A 13,610-nucleotide genomic window follows, 5' to 3' on the forward strand; every position below is an offset into this window, starting at 1 on the left:
CGAGGACATGGATGTGTACGAGGCGGTGGACAGCCGCCGGGCTGTGCGGGCGTTCAGCGACGAGCCGGTCTCCCGGGAACTGCTCGAACGGGTCCTGGCCGCGGCGGCCCGTGCTCCGTCGAGCGGGAACCTCCAGCCGTGGCAGCTGTATGTCGTGACGGGCGAGCCCCTGGCCGAGCTCAAGAGGCTGGTGACGGCGCGGGCACGGGCGGGAGATCCGGGTGACGAGCGGGAGTATCCGATGTACCCGGCCAAGCTGGCCCCGCCGTATCTGGACCGTTTCTCCGCCGCGGCCGCCCAGCGGTACGAGGCGTTGGGGATCGAGCGCGACGACCCCGACCGGCCCAGGAAGATCGCTGTCCTGAACTCGGAGGGGTTCGGGGCGCCGGTTGTGCTGTTCTGCTGTCTCGACCGGTCGATGGGGCCCGGACAGTGGGCCGACGCGGGGATGTATCTGCAGACGGTCATGCTGTTGTTGCGGACCGAAGGGGTGCACAGCTGCCCCCAGGTGATGTGGACCATGTACCGCAGGACAGTCGGCCGGGCGATCGGAGCCGACGACCGGCTCGTGCTGCTCTGCGGTGTCTCGGTGGGGTACGAGAAGGAAGGGGTGCCGCCGCTGCGTACGGGGAGGGCGGACCTGACGGAAACGGTGAGCTTCATCGGGGGGTGACCGGAGGAGGGCCGGGCCCTTCCGCCCAACGAGACCCACTCGCACACCATCGCCCAGGGCAGCAGCATCCCGGCCGGTCAGTCGGCGACGGTCGTCTCCGTGGACCCGGTCGGCTCGGGAAAGTAACCCCGGTCGGCCCGGCCCGTCGCCCATGCGCCACCACCCGGCCGAACGGCGCCGACGCAGACCCCCGCCCCCGGCAGCACGCCAGGGCCTGCGGGTGCCCGGTGGCCGCCGCGGTGGCCAACGCCGCTCCGCCTTCCAGCCCTTGATCCCCCGGCGCTCCCTCCGGTTAGACTCTCGCGACTGCTCAGGGACCTCAGGGGAAGCAGGGCCGAACGGTGCCAGTGAAGAAGATCATTCTCTACATAGCAGTCGTCTTTGTGCTGTACACGATCATCACGTCACCGGCCAGATCGGCCGACCTCGTACAGGTAGGGTTCGAAGGAGTCTCCAACGCCGCGAAAAGCGTCGGTCAGTTCATGACCGAACTGGTGAGCTGAGCCCGTACATCCGTTCCGTAGGGAGTGCCCCTTGATCCGCCACCTGGTCCTCTTCAAGCTCAACGAGGGCGTCTCGCGCGACGAGCCCCGGGTCGCGGCCGGCGCGAAGGCGTTCGCGGAGCTCGGCGGGCAGATCCCGGAGACGGAGTTCTGGGAGTGCGCCTGGAACATCAGCGACCGGCCCATCGCCTACGACTTCGCCATCAACTCGGCCGTCCAGGACGCGGACGCGCTGAAGCGGTACATCGAGCACCCGGCCCACCAGGCGGCCGTCGGGCAGTGGAGCGAATTCGCCACCTGGGTGATCGCCGACTACCCCTTCTGAGGCGGCCCCCGGCCCACCCCTGCCGCCTGCCTCGCCCGCGCCCCCCATCCCCATTCCTGCCGGACCCCCGCCCGAGCTCAACGGACGCACAGCCCCCCTCATCGCAGCGGGGGTTTTTTTATGTTTACGGCTGTTTGAAACCACTTTCATAGCCAACACGTCGCTATGGGGTACTTGCACACAGTGCACATGTCTTGTGATGCTATGACCGCTTTTGACTGATGAGTTGACCAAAAAGTCGTCCAAAAAGGGGTGGCGTGACCGTGCCGGCCAGTACTGCGCCTGAAGTACCGCCCCAGACCGCCCTGCCCCAGAACAACCAGACCCCGGCCTCCCGGCCGCCGGGCGGCCGGGAGGCCGACCAGACCGCCGGCCAGGACGACGCGAACGGTCCGGAGCTGGACACCGCCGGCCGGAGCGGTCCGCCCCCGGTCGAGGAGACCCCGCCGCCCAAGTCCCGGGGCGCGGACACCCGCGCTCTGACCCAGGTGCTGTTCGCGCAGCTCAAAGAGGTCCAGCCGGGCAGCGCCGAGCACACCAGGGTGCGTTCGGCGCTGATCGAGGCCAATCTGCCGCTGGTCAGATACGCCGCTGCCCGCTTCCGCAGCCGCAACGAGCCGATGGAGGACGTGGTCCAGGTCGGCACCATCGGCCTGATCAACGCCATCGACCGGTTCGACCCGGAGCGCGGGGTGCAGTTCCCGACCTTCGCGATGCCGACCGTGGTCGGCGAGATCAAACGTTACTTCCGAGACAACGTACGGACCGTCCACGTCCCCCGGCGGCTCCATGAACTCTGGGTCCAGGTCACCGGGGCCACCGAGGACCTCACGACGATGCACGGCCGGTCCCCCACGACGGCGGAGATCGCCGAGCGGCTGCGCATCAGCGAGGACGACGTCCTGGCCTGCATCGAGGCGGGCCGCTCCTACCACGCGCAGTCGCTGGAGGCCGCCCAGGAGGGCGACGGGCTGCCGGGGCTGCTCGACCGGCTCGGTTACGAGGACCCGGCACTGGCCGGCGTCGAACACCGCGATCTGGTCCGGCATCTGCTCGTCCAGCTGCCCGAGCGGGAGCAGCGGATCCTGATGCTGCGCTACTACAGCAATCTGACGCAGTCGCAGATCAGCCAGGAGCTGGGCGTCTCCCAGATGCATGTCTCACGGCTGCTGGCCAGAAGCTTCGCGCGGCTGCGATCCGCAAACCGGATCGAGGCGTAACCGGTACGGGTGATCCGTATCCGCAGCAGAAATGCCCCACACCCCCTCTTTCCAGCGCACATTTGTCGACTTGGCGCTACAGCGTGTTGCCGACATGTGACATTCTGCTGGAACCGCGTTTGCCGCAGTCCACCCTCCGGTATTCAGGTGGAGGCTGCGTTCCTCCGACGGGAGCGTCCGCCGCGACCGTCCGCGACCTCAAGGGGGTGGCATGTCCGCAGAACAGGGCAGCTCGAAGGTGCTCACGAAAGACGCACCGGAGACACTCAGCAGCTCCGCATTGCCGAGCTCTGGCGCCATCGACACCCGCACTCTGTCCCGCTCCCTCTTCCTGCGGCTCGCCGTGCTGGCCTCCCAGGAACCGGACAGCCCGGAGCGCACCTACGTACGGGACACACTGATCGAGCTCAACCTGCCGCTGGTGCGTTACGCGGCGGCCAGGTTCCGCAGCCGGAACGAGCCGATGGAGGACATCATCCAGGTCGGCACCATCGGCCTGATCAAGGCGATCGACCGGTTCGACTGCGAACGGGGCGTGGAATTCCCGACGTTCGCGATGCCGACCATCGTCGGCGAGATCAAGCGCTTCTTCCGCGACACCTCCTGGTCGGTGCGGGTGCCGCGCCGCCTCCAGGAGCTGAGGCTCGCCCTGACCAAGGCCAGTGACGAGCTGGCCCAGCGGCTCGACCGGTCCCCGACCGTCCCCGAACTCGCCCTGGCACTGGGCGTTTCGGAGGAGGACGTGGTCGACGGACTCGCGGTGGGCAACGCGTACACCGCGTCCTCGCTCGACTCGCCCTCCCCCGAGGACGACGGCGGCGAGGGGTCCCTCGCGGACCGTCTCGGCTACGACGACACGGCGCTCGAAGGCGTCGAGTACCGGGAGTCCCTCAAGCCGCTGCTGGCCAAACTGCCGCCGCGTGAGCGGCAGATCATCATGCTGAGGTTCTTCGCGAACATGACGCAGTCACAGATCGGCGAGGAGGTCGGCATCTCCCAGATGCATGTGTCCCGGCTGCTGACGCGGACGCTGGCCCAGCTGCGGGAGGGGCTGATCGGGGAGTAGCCGGAAGCCGGCGGGAACAGGCAGGACCATGACCGCCCCCGGGCGCCTCCGGTTCTTCCCCGCCCCGCCGGGTTCCTAATTGACGACCCGTCAGACACACTGGCGCGATGCGACGCCAGCACGCGGCCATCGCCGCCACCACAACGGCCCTCTGCCTGGGCGGCCTGGTGGCCGCTTTCGCGGGCGGCACCGCACACCATGGCTACGCCGCGGTCGGCGCCGCGGGCGCCGGGCAGGCGCCCACCACACCCGTACCCCCCTCGGGAAAGGTCACCCTGACGCCCCTGGACGGCTCCGGGGCGACTTCGGGGCATGATGAGGGCGGGTCACCTGACGCCGCGTCCCAGGAGGGCGCACAGAGCCCCTCGGCGCCCGGCGGGGCCAACTCCGTACATCAGTCGCCGCATACGGCCGGTACGGACACCCAGGGCGGCACAGGAGCGTCCGGCGGCAGCGGGCCGTCGGGCGGCGCGCGGACCCCGGGCGGCTCCGCCCCTTCCGGCACCACCGGCGGCAGCACCTCCACCCCGCCCGAGTCCGGCGGCGGCGCTTCGCACACACCCGGCGGAACCGGTGGCGGTGGAAACAGCGGCGGAACCGGCAGCACCTCGCCCGCCCCTCCGGCAGGGCCCGCGGTACTCAAGGTCGGCGCCCCTGACCGGGCCACGACGGACAAGCGCTGGTGCGAGAAAGTGACCGTGCGCTTCAGCAACACCGGTGGCTCACCGGTCGCTTCGGGCACGGTCACTTTCTCGACGCACATCATCGGCGGGCTCGGAGTGGACTGGGCGACCCGGACCTCGGCCCAGCCGCTGCCGGGGCCGATCGCCGCCGGTGCGGCCAGGTCGAAGACGTACACCGTGTGCGTGGACGACTGGCGGGTGCCGCTGGGGATGCACATAGAGACCCGGAAGGTCTCCGTCAGCTGGAAGTGACCGCGGGCGGCACGGAGTCCGTACGCGCCCGGGCCGGCGGAAAACGCGGAAACCGCGCAGAAAGCAGAAAACGCAGAAAAAGGGGAGCGGGACGGCGGGCCGGGACGGTCAGCCCAGCGCGAGGAACGCGACGGCGGCCAGCACCACGATCACGACGATGACCCCGACGATCACGCCGACCCTCGGGCCCGACTGCTGCTGCGGAACGGCCGCGGGGCGGGACGCGCCCTGCGGTGCGCCCTCGTCGACGAAGGCGCGGAACATCTGGGTGCTGCCCGCGGGGTCGTTGGTGCCCTCGGGGCCTTGGGGCGCTTGGGGGTTGTGTGCCATGAGGCAGGACCCTAGCGAACCCTGCGGTCCCGCCCAACCCCCGGGCGGAGGGCGACACCTTTCGAACACCCTTCCGTCACCGCATTGACCTTACACATGCAAACATTTTGGCTTCCCTTTACCCTTCCTTGCTCCATTTAATTTGCCTGCAGCAACCAACGGCTTTAAAGTTGCCTGAAGCAACAACATAGAGTGCTCACAGACAGCCCACAGGGAGGTGCCCGTGGCAGCGCAGAGTCAGTACGAAGAACTGGCCAGGCAGCTGACCGCCTTCGGCGCCGTCAAACGCGGTCTCTCCCGCATCCTCCCGCCGGAGTGCCCGACCGGATCAGCCGCCGTGCTGTCCCTTCTGGACCGGCACGGCGAGATGCGGATGAGCAGACTCGCCGAACTGCTCGCCGTGGACATGTCGGTCACCAGCCGGCATGTGGCCCACGTCGCGGAGCGTGGCTGGATCGAGCGGTCCCCGGACCCCGCCGACAAGCGCTCCCGCATCCTGCGGCTCACCCCCGCAGGCGACGACATGCTCGGCGTGCTCGCCGAGCGCCACATCGAATCGCTCGCTCGCACGCTCAGCGACTGGTCCGACGACGAAGTCGGACAGCTCAACTCGCTGCTGGAACGGCTGCGTGCCAGCTTCGGCGACTGCCGGGTCTGGACCGGACAGCACTCGGGACACCACTCCGAGCAGCACGCGGAGCAGCTCGCCGGACAGCGGTCCGGGGAGCCCTCCGGGGAGCGCGAGCAGACCCGTACATCCGCATAGACCCGCACCACCGCATCACCGCATCAACCCGCAGAGATCAGCACAGACCGCGTGGATCCGCGCAGACCCGCGTATCGACCGCGTCAGTAGAGACAAGGAATTCCATGGCTACGACCACACCGGCCGGTGTGCGGGGCGGCCACGCCAAGCACGGGGGCCATCCCGCCCCCGACAGCGGCGCCCCGATGACACACCGGCAGATCATGGAGGCCCTCTCGGGCCTGCTGCTCGGTATGTTCGTCGCGATCCTTTCGTCGACGATCGTCACCAACGCGCTGCCGAAGATCGTCTCCGATCTGCACGGCAGCCAGTCCTCGTACACCTGGGTCGTCACCGCGTCCCTGCTGGCCATGACGGCGACCACCCCGCTCTGGGGCAAGCTCTCCGACCTGTTCAGCAAGAAACTGCTCGTCCAGATAGCCCTGGTCATCTACGTCCTGGGCTCGGCCGCCGCCGGTCTCTCGCAGAACTCGTCGACGCTGATCATCTTCCGGGTCGTCCAGGGCATCGGCGTCGGCGGTCTCTCCGCCCTCGCGCAGATCGTGATGGCCGCGATGATCTCCCCGCGCGAGCGGGGCCGGTACAGCGGCTACCTCGGTGCGACCTTCGCAGTCGCGACCGTCGCGGGACCGCTGCTCGGCGGTGTCATCACGGACACCAGCTGGCTCGGCTGGCGCTGGTGCTTCTACGTCGGGGTGCCCTTCGCGATCATCGCGCTGATCGTTCTGCAGAAGACCCTGAAGCTCCCGGTCATCAAGCGCGAGGTCAAGGTCGACTGGAGCGGCGCGTTCTTCATCGCCGCCGCCGTCTCCCTGCTGATGGTCTGGATCACCTTCGCCGGTGACAAGTACGACTGGATGTCCTGGCAGACGGGCGCCATGGTCGGCGGTTCCGTCGTCCTGGGGCTGCTCTTCGTCCTCGTCGAGTCCAAGGCGAGCGAGCCGATCATCCCGCTGCGGCTCTTCCGCAACCCGACGATCACCCTCGCCTCCATCGGCTCGCTGTTCGTCGGTGTCGCGATGTTCTCCGGCACCGTCTTCTTCAGCCAGTACTTCCAGCTGGCGCGCGGCAAGTCGCCGACGATGTCCGGTGTGATGACGATCCCGATGATCGGTGGTCTGTTCATCTCGTCGACCATCTCGGGACAGTTCATCACCCGGACAGGCAAGTGGAAGATCTGGCTGGTCAGCGGTGGTGTGCTGGTGACCGCCGGGCTCGGCCTGCTCTCCACCATCCGGTACGACACGACGTACTGGCACGTGGCGATCTTCATGGCCCTGATGGGTCTCGGCATCGGCATGATGATGCAGAACCTGGTGCTCTGCACCCAGAACCAGGTCTCCCAGAAGGACCTCGGCTCGGCCTCGTCCACCGTCTCGTTCTTCCGCTCCCTCGGTGGTGCGGTCGGCGTCTCGGCGCTGGGCGCGGTGCTCGCCAACCGGGTCACGCACTTCGTCACCGACGGTCTGCACGACCTCGGCCCGAAGGGCGCCGCACTGGCCGGAAAGGGCATGGGCGACGGATCGGTTCCCAACATCAGTGCCCTGCCGCAGCCGCTGCGCTCCATCATGGAGAGCGCGTACGGACACGGCGTCGCGAACGTCTTCCTGTACGCGGCCGCGTGTGCGCTGCTCGCCTTCCTGGTGACGCTCTTCATCAAGGAGGTCCCGCTGCGGACCCGTGCCGTGGGTGCGCCCGAGCAGGAAGCACCCGCCGACGCCGTACCGGCGGCGATGGCGGAGACTGTTGATACCAACGCCGTTCCGGCCGGCCACGTGCCGGACCACGCCACTCCCCCCACGAGTGTCCCGACCACTGAGGAGACGATGCCGATGCAGTCCGTTCCCACCCCAGGTATCACGATCCACGGTGTCGTCAGGGGCGCCGAGGGCGCACCCGTCGGCCAGGCGGCCGTCACGCTGATCTCGCTGGCCGGGCGCCAGCTGGGCCGCGCGGTGGCACAGGGCGACGGCGGTTACGCCGTGGACGCGCCGAGCTCCGGCTCGTACGTCCTGATCGCGTCGGCCGACGGCTTCCAGCCGCAGGCCTCCACCGTGACCGTCGGGGACGAGGCACTGTCGTACGACATCCTCCTCTCCGGTACGAGCGGACTCGTCGGTTCCGTGAAGTCCGCGGACGGCGGCAAGGCCGTCGAGGGCGCGATGGTCGTCGTCACCGATGTGCGCGGCGATGTGCTGGCCACCGGCAAGTCCGGTGCGCAGGGCGACTTCACCTTCGGCGAGATGATCCCCGGCTCGGTGACCGTCGCGGTGAACGCGGCCGGCTTCCGGCCGATGGCCCTGCCGGTGGACGTCGGCGGCCAGGGCGTGACCCGTATCGAGGTCGCGCTGGAGTCCGGTTCGCTGGTCCAGGGTGTCGTACGCGGTGGATCCGACCGGCGCCCGCTGCCCGACGCCCGGGTGACGCTCGTGGACGCCGCGGGCAACGTGGTGGCCACGGCGACCACCGGGACCGACGGCGCCTACGGATTCGCCGACCTCAACTCGGGCGAGTACACGGTCATCGCGACGGGTTACCCGCCGGTCGCGGGCTCGTTGACGGTCGCGGGCAACGGCATCGACGGACACGACATCGAACTGGCCCACCCGGGCGAGTAGTCACCAGGCTGCCCCAGCGGATGCGGGGCGCGAAGGGGCCGGGCCAGGCCGGGCCCCTTCAAGCCCCGGACGCGGTGGTGGTGGGCAGGGGACGGCCCGCCACCACCGCCCGGGGCCCACTTTTTTGAAGGAGAGAGAACGGGATGGGACTTCGCGCACAGGTACGGACGCGCGACGGCTGGGCGGTTCAGCACGCCGTGGTGACCGTGACCGACATGACCGGTGCCCAGGTACTGCGGGCGCAGGTGGGCGAGGACGGCACGGTGAGCGCCGACGCGGCCCTGACCCCCGGCCCGCACACCGTGATCGTGACGGCCGTCGGTTACGCGCCCGCCGCGTCCACGGCCTTCGTCACGGCGAGCGGCCGTGCCGATGTCGGCACGGTCGTACTGGCCAGGCAGGGCGGTGTGGAACTCCCGCCGCCCGGCACCTGGACGCTGGACCCGGCGCACTCGTCGGTGGGGGCGGTCGCCCAGCACCTGGGGATCTCCAGCGTGCACGGCCGGTTCACGGAGTTCGTGGGCCGCATCGAGATCGCCGAGGACGTAGAGAAGTCGCGGGTCGAGGCGGTCATCGCGACGGCCTCGATCGACACGGGCAACGGGATGCGGGACGGCCATCTGAAGTCCGCGGACTTCCTGGACGTCGAGAGCTACCCGCAGATCACCTACAGCAGCACCGGGATCACCCCCGCGGGCCCGGACCGCTGGACGGTCCACGGTCAGCTGTCGCTGCACGGCGTCGCCCGCGAGGTCGACCTGAACCTGAGCTACCTGGGCACGGGCCCCGACCCGTGGGGCGGGGTACGCGCGGCCTTCCACGCGACGGCCGAACTGCGCCGCGAGGACTTCGCGATGAACTACAACCAGGTCGTCCAGGCGGGCATCTCGGCCATCGGCACGACGCTCAAGGTCGAGCTGGACATCCAGGCCGTGCAGGGGGACTCGCTGCCTGCGGTGTGACCGGCAGGCGGGTCCGCGGCGCAGCCGTGGTACCGCAGCACAGCCCAGGGCCCGGCCCCGCAGCGCTTCACCCCTCGCGCTGCGGGGCCGGGCTCTCCGCTGCCCGCGCCTGCCGTACGGTCCGCGCGGTAGCCGCTGCCCGCGTCCGCCCGGCCGGTCCTGACGGTGCGACGTATCGTGCAGCCATGGCACCCAACATCGCGACCAACACCACCGTGGAACTGCCCGCACTGCTCGACTTCGTACGCCCCAGGCACCGGGCGATCCTGCTCACCACCCGCTCCGACGGCCGCCCCCAGGGCTCCCCGCTGACCTGCGGGGTGGACGACTCGGGGCGGATCGTCCTCTCGACATACCCCGAGCGCGCCAAGACCCGCAACGTACGGCGCGACGCCCGGGTGAGCGTCATCGTGCTGTCGGACGAGTGGAACGGCCCCTGGGTCCAGATCGACGGAACGGGCGAGGTCATCGACTCGCCTGACTCGGTGGAACCGCTGGTGGAGTACTTCCGGAACATCTCCGGCGAGCACCCGGACTGGGACGAGTACCGCGCGGCCATGGTCGAGCAGGGCAAGTCGATCATCCGGATCACCCCGGAACGGTGGAGCCCGATCGCGACCGGCGGCTTCCCTGCCCGGCTCGCCGAGGACAGCTGAGACCCGCGCCACGGGGCCGCCGCCGTACTCCGGTCACAGCGCGGCGGCCCGCCCGCGGCGGCCGGTGGGGCTCATGTCCCGGGAAGCCCCGGGTCCTCGCCCCGTTTGGCCTCGATGCCCGCGATCAGCAGGTCGAGGGCGAAGTCGAAGTCGCGCTCCCGCATCTCCTCGACCGTGTCACCGCCGCGCGCCGCGATCACGTCCTGGGCCTGCTCGAACGTCCGCCGCAGGGAGGGCTGTTCGCTGATGGTGCCCATGGCGTGCTGGTGGTACTCGTCCTGGGTCATCCCGGCCCTGGCACAGCGGTCCCTGAAGTGGCCCTCGACGGTGCCGAATCCGTAGACGAACTGGAAGACAGCGGCGAGGCCCCCGGTCTGGCCGCGCAGCGGCAGATCGGCGCTGCGCATCACGTCCTGGGCGGCCGACGAGAACTCCACCGCGTGCGGGCCGATGTTGAGGAACACCCCGACCAGCGGGGAGACCCAGGGGTGGCGGACCAGGACGCTCCGGTATCCGGCGGCGAGGCGGCGCAGCTGAAGCCGCCAGTCGGCTTCGGGCTCGTTCCCGACCCCGGCGGCTTCGGGCTCGGCTCCGGCCTTGTCCCCGCCCTCCTCCCCGTCCGCCTGCCCGGGCAGCGTCAGTTCGCCCATCACCGCGTCCAGGGCCAGTTCGAGGAGGTCGTCCTTGGTGTCCACGTACCAGTAGACCGACATCGCCGTGACGCCCAGTTCGGCGGCGAGCCGGCGCATGGAGAACTTCGCGAGGCCCTCCGAGTCCAGCAGCCGGACCGTCGCCGCGGTGATCTTGTCCAGGTCGAGCCCGTCCGGCTGATCCGTTCTGCGGGTGCGCGTCACCTTTTCGCCCAGCCAGACACTGGTCCGCGCGGGACCCTTCGCGCGGTCGGCCGCAGTCACCATGGCGCGCCTCCTCCGGAACGTGTGGATCCACCGGTACCGGTGTCGATGTTAGGCCGCTGTTACCGGTGAGTCTGCCCGCTCGGCCCTGCGGAGCAGCACCGCGGCGAGCAGGCCGCCCGCAAGTACCGCTGCGGCGCCCACCAGTTGACTCGTCTGCAAACCGGAGGCAAAAGCGTCCGCCACCCTGCCGCGCTCGCCCGGCCCGTCGGCGGCGGCGAGAGCGGCGGGCAGCGAGGAGGCCCCCAGCGCCGCCGGCAGGAGAGCGGCGAAGCGGGAGTTGAGTACGGCGCCGAGCACGGCGACGCCCAGGCCGTTGCCGAATTCGGCCAGGGTGCCGTTGACACCCGCTCCGACCCCGGCCTTCTCCGGCGGGATCGCGCTCATGATCGCGTTGGCCATCGCGGGCATGGCACACGCGATGCCCGCGCCCATCACCACAAGCCCCAGCAGCATCCCCGGGTAGCTGTCCCCGCCGAGCAGCGCGATGGCCACCAGACCGGCGGCGAGCGCGGTCATCCCGACGGCGATGGTGCCGGGCGTACCGAGCCGGGGCAGCAGCCTGGCCGAGACCCCGGTGAGGTTCAGCGCCACGATGGTCAGCGCCAGGGGCGCCGTCCGCAGCCCCGCGTCCAGCGGCCCGTAGCCGAGCACGAACTGCAGATGCTGGGTGAGCAGGAAGAGCGAACCGCCCATACCGAAGGCGACCAGGATCGCCCCGGCGACGGCGCCGACGAAGCGCTGGTCGCGGAAGAAGTGCATGTCCAGCATGGGGAACGGAATGTGCAGTTCCCAGGCGGTGAACCCGGCCAGGAAGACGATGCCGATGGCAGCCGAGAGGAGGACATGGGCCGAGGTCCAGCCGTGGGCGGGGCCCGAGATGATCGCGTACACGACCGCGGTCATCCCGACGGTGGAGAGCAGCGCACCGAGCAGATCGGGACGCTCTCCGGACGGGTTCTTCGACTCCGGTACGAGGGAGACGACCGCGGCCAGCGCGACGACGGCCACCGGGATGTTGACCAGGAAGATCGCGCCCCACCAGAAGTGGTCGAGCATCGCACCGCCGATGAGCGGCCCGGCGGCGAAACCGAGTGAATTGACCGTGGACCAGAGGCCGATGGCTTTGACCCGCTCGGTGTTGTCGAAGATCTGGACGACGACGGCCAGGGTGGTGGTCATCAGCAGCGCGCCGCCGACGCCCATGCCCGCGCGGGCGGCGATCAGCTGTCCGGTGGAGTGGGCGAGCCCCGCGACGAGCGACCCGGCGCCGAACAGCGTGAGGCCCGCGATCAGCATCTTCTTGCGGCCGTAGCGGTCGGCGGAGCTGCCCGCGGTGAGCAGCAGGCCCGACTGCACGAGTGAGTACGCGTTGATCATCCACTGGATGTCCGCGGTGGACGCGCGCAGATCGCGGGTGAGCGACGGGATCGCGACGTTGAGGACGGTGTTGTCGAGCAGCACGGTGAGCTGGGCCAGACAGATCACGCCGAGGATCACCCAGCGCTGGGGGTGCCGGGCGGCGGTGCTCTCGTGCTCGGCTGCGGTGGCCGTCATGCCGACTCCTGGGTGTGGAGGGGTGGGGCGGGAGCGGAGCTGATGTGGTCTGCCGGGTCCCGTACGGCCGGGCCGACCGTGGAGTCGTACACCGTAAGGGAAATCCTTCTACGGTGTACATTCGTTTTGCGCCGATCCGCTTGCGGGTAGTGACGTCCGATGAAGCTGACTGGTCGTGTTGCTGAAGTGCTTCTGGTCTCCGGCCTCCTGGCGGCGCTGGCCGTGCCCCCGGCTCAGGCGCAGGCCCACGCGCAGGGGCAAAAGCAGGGGCAGACGGGTGTACGGGCGCAGGAGCACCCCGAGCGCGCCCGCAGCCGTGATGTTCCGCTGCGGATCGCCTCGTACAACATCCACGCGGGCGCCGGGATGGACAACGTCTTCGACCTGGACCGGCAGGCGTCCGCCCTGCGTGCGCTGCACGCGGACGTGATCGGCCTGGAGGAGGTCGACGTCCACTGGGCCGCGCGCAGCGAGTGGCGGGATGTGGCGGGTGAGCTGGCGGAACGGCTCGGGATGCGGGTGTACTTCGCGCCGATATACCGCGTCGGCGGGCGGGAGTTCGGCGTGGCGGTGCTCTCCAGGTACCGCATCCTGAAGGCCGTGAACCACGAGATCACCCGCCTCTCCACCCAGGACCCGGACCCGGTCCCGGCGCCCGCGCCCGGCTTCGGTGAGGTCGATCTGCGGGTGAAGGGCGTACCGCTCCATGTGTATGTGACGCATCTGGACTACCGCGCCGACCCCTCCGTACGGGTGAGCCAGGTCGCCGAGACCCGCCGCATCATGGGGCGGGACCACCACCGCAAGATCCTCCTGGGCGACTTCAACGCCACCCCGGACGCACCCGAACTGGCGCCGCTCTGGCGTGAACTGACGGATGTGGACCCGGGGGCGCCGACGTTTCCCGCGCTGAATCCGGTGCAGCGGATCGACTATGTGGCGGTGTCGCGGGGGGTGGGGGTGCGCGGCGCCGAGGTACCCGACACGCTCGCGTCCGACCATCGGCCCATCGTGGCGGATGTGTCGCTGGAGCGGTAGGCGGGGAGCGCGGAGAAGGGGCGGGCCGGGGAGTCTCTCCCCGGCCC

The 13,610-nt window shown here is 69.8% G+C and carries 14 protein-coding genes; 11 read left to right on the forward strand and 3 right to left on the reverse strand.

What is annotated here, in order from left to right:
• Nucleotides 1–7 precede the first annotated feature (7 nt).
• The 6 genes from ACWGKJ_RS26405 to ACWGKJ_RS26430 all read left to right on the forward strand — a co-directional run bounded on the left by ACWGKJ_RS26405 (nt 8) and on the right by ACWGKJ_RS26430 (nt 4,722).
• Nucleotides 8–673 carry a nitroreductase gene (locus ACWGKJ_RS26405; RefSeq protein ID WP_385027041.1) on the forward strand — a complete coding sequence of 222 codons (666 nt, stop codon included), beginning with the start codon at nt 8–10 and terminating at the stop codon, nt 671–673.
• A gap of 347 nt (nt 674–1,020) precedes the next feature.
• Complete coding sequence (locus tag ACWGKJ_RS26410) at nt 1,021–1,176, forward strand: hypothetical protein (RefSeq protein WP_385027068.1); 156 nt, start codon at nt 1,021–1,023, stop codon at nt 1,174–1,176.
• A 31-nt stretch (nt 1,177–1,207) separates the two neighbouring features.
• Nucleotides 1,208–1,501 (forward strand): Dabb family protein, encoded by a 294-nt coding sequence (locus ACWGKJ_RS26415; protein WP_385027044.1) that lies wholly within the window; start codon nt 1,208–1,210, stop codon nt 1,499–1,501.
• A 398-nt stretch (nt 1,502–1,899) separates the two neighbouring features.
• Nucleotides 1,900–2,721 (forward strand): RNA polymerase sigma factor SigF, encoded by an 822-nt coding sequence (locus ACWGKJ_RS26420; RefSeq protein WP_385027065.1) that lies wholly within the window; start codon nt 1,900–1,902, stop codon nt 2,719–2,721.
• Between the two features lie 211 nt (nt 2,722–2,932).
• Nucleotides 2,933–3,787, forward strand: coding sequence for an RNA polymerase sigma factor SigF (locus ACWGKJ_RS26425; protein WP_385027047.1), 855 nt, complete (start codon nt 2,933–2,935; stop codon nt 3,785–3,787).
• Between the two features lie 107 nt (nt 3,788–3,894).
• Nucleotides 3,895–4,722, forward strand: coding sequence for a hypothetical protein (locus ACWGKJ_RS26430; RefSeq protein WP_385027050.1), 828 nt, complete (start codon nt 3,895–3,897; stop codon nt 4,720–4,722).
• A 108-nt stretch (nt 4,723–4,830) separates the two neighbouring features.
• On the opposite strand, the gene ACWGKJ_RS26435 is transcribed toward ACWGKJ_RS26430, so the two are convergent.
• Entirely contained in the window at nt 4,831–5,052 is a 222-nt protein-coding gene (locus tag ACWGKJ_RS26435; RefSeq protein ID WP_385027053.1) for a hypothetical protein, read from the reverse strand.
• Nucleotides 5,053–5,275: 223 nt separating this feature from the next.
• Between ACWGKJ_RS26435 and ACWGKJ_RS26440 the strand changes: the two genes are divergently transcribed.
• The 4 genes from ACWGKJ_RS26440 (at nt 5,276) to ACWGKJ_RS26455 (ending at nt 10,054) form a co-directional block, all read left to right on the forward strand.
• Nucleotides 5,276–5,818 (forward strand): MarR family winged helix-turn-helix transcriptional regulator, encoded by a 543-nt coding sequence (locus ACWGKJ_RS26440; RefSeq protein WP_385027056.1) that lies wholly within the window; start codon nt 5,276–5,278, stop codon nt 5,816–5,818.
• A gap of 104 nt (nt 5,819–5,922) precedes the next feature.
• Entirely contained in the window at nt 5,923–8,436 is a 2,514-nt protein-coding gene (locus ACWGKJ_RS26445) for an MFS transporter (RefSeq protein WP_385027059.1), read from the forward strand.
• Nucleotides 8,437–8,579: 143 nt separating this feature from the next.
• A complete protein-coding gene (locus ACWGKJ_RS26450) occupies nt 8,580–9,398 on the forward strand; it encodes a YceI family protein (protein ID WP_385033954.1) in 819 nt (272 codons plus the stop codon).
• 185 nt (nt 9,399–9,583) lie between these two features.
• The gene (locus ACWGKJ_RS26455) at nt 9,584–10,054 is read left to right on the forward strand and encodes a PPOX class F420-dependent oxidoreductase (protein WP_385033956.1); all 471 of its coding nucleotides are present in this window, start codon (nt 9,584–9,586) and stop codon (nt 10,052–10,054) included.
• Between the two features lie 71 nt (nt 10,055–10,125).
• Here ACWGKJ_RS26455 and ACWGKJ_RS26460 read toward each other — a convergent pair whose 3' ends face one another.
• Entirely contained in the window at nt 10,126–10,971 is an 846-nt protein-coding gene (locus ACWGKJ_RS26460; RefSeq protein WP_385033959.1) for a TetR/AcrR family transcriptional regulator, read from the reverse strand.
• A gap of 48 nt (nt 10,972–11,019) precedes the next feature.
• A complete protein-coding gene (locus ACWGKJ_RS26465) occupies nt 11,020–12,525 on the reverse strand; it encodes an MFS transporter (protein ID WP_385033962.1) in 1,506 nt (501 codons plus the stop codon).
• 159 nt (nt 12,526–12,684) lie between these two features.
• Between ACWGKJ_RS26465 and ACWGKJ_RS26470 the strand changes: the two genes are divergently transcribed.
• Entirely contained in the window at nt 12,685–13,563 is an 879-nt protein-coding gene (locus ACWGKJ_RS26470; RefSeq protein WP_385033964.1) for an endonuclease/exonuclease/phosphatase family protein, read from the forward strand.
• The last annotated feature ends 47 nt before the right edge of the window (nt 13,564–13,610 follow it).

Source organism: Streptomyces sp. NPDC054757 (assembly GCF_053612185.1).

Bases quoted from the DNA above. Each gene is read 5' to 3' on its own strand.
- ACWGKJ_RS26425 (WP_385027047.1), top strand. From the start codon at position 2,933: ATGTCCGCAGAACAGGGCAGCTCGAAGGTGCTCACGAAAGACGCACCG.
- ACWGKJ_RS26405 (WP_385027041.1), top strand. From the start codon at position 8: ATGGATGTGTACGAGGCGGTGGACAGCCGCCGGGCTGTGCGGGCGTTC.
- ACWGKJ_RS26455 (WP_385033956.1), top strand. From the start codon at position 9,584: ATGGCACCCAACATCGCGACCAACACCACCGTGGAACTGCCCGCACTG.
- ACWGKJ_RS26470 (WP_385033964.1), top strand. From the start codon at position 12,685: ATGAAGCTGACTGGTCGTGTTGCTGAAGTGCTTCTGGTCTCCGGCCTC.
- ACWGKJ_RS26430 (WP_385027050.1), top strand. From the start codon at position 3,895: ATGCGACGCCAGCACGCGGCCATCGCCGCCACCACAACGGCCCTCTGC.
- ACWGKJ_RS26435 (WP_385027053.1), bottom strand. From the start codon at position 5,052: ATGGCACACAACCCCCAAGCGCCCCAAGGCCCCGAGGGCACCAACGAC.
- ACWGKJ_RS26445 (WP_385027059.1), top strand. From the start codon at position 5,923: ATGGCTACGACCACACCGGCCGGTGTGCGGGGCGGCCACGCCAAGCAC.
- ACWGKJ_RS26465 (WP_385033962.1), bottom strand. From the start codon at position 12,525: ATGACGGCCACCGCAGCCGAGCACGAGAGCACCGCCGCCCGGCACCCC.
- ACWGKJ_RS26450 (WP_385033954.1), top strand. From the start codon at position 8,580: ATGGGACTTCGCGCACAGGTACGGACGCGCGACGGCTGGGCGGTTCAG.
- ACWGKJ_RS26460 (WP_385033959.1), bottom strand. From the start codon at position 10,971: ATGGTGACTGCGGCCGACCGCGCGAAGGGTCCCGCGCGGACCAGTGTC.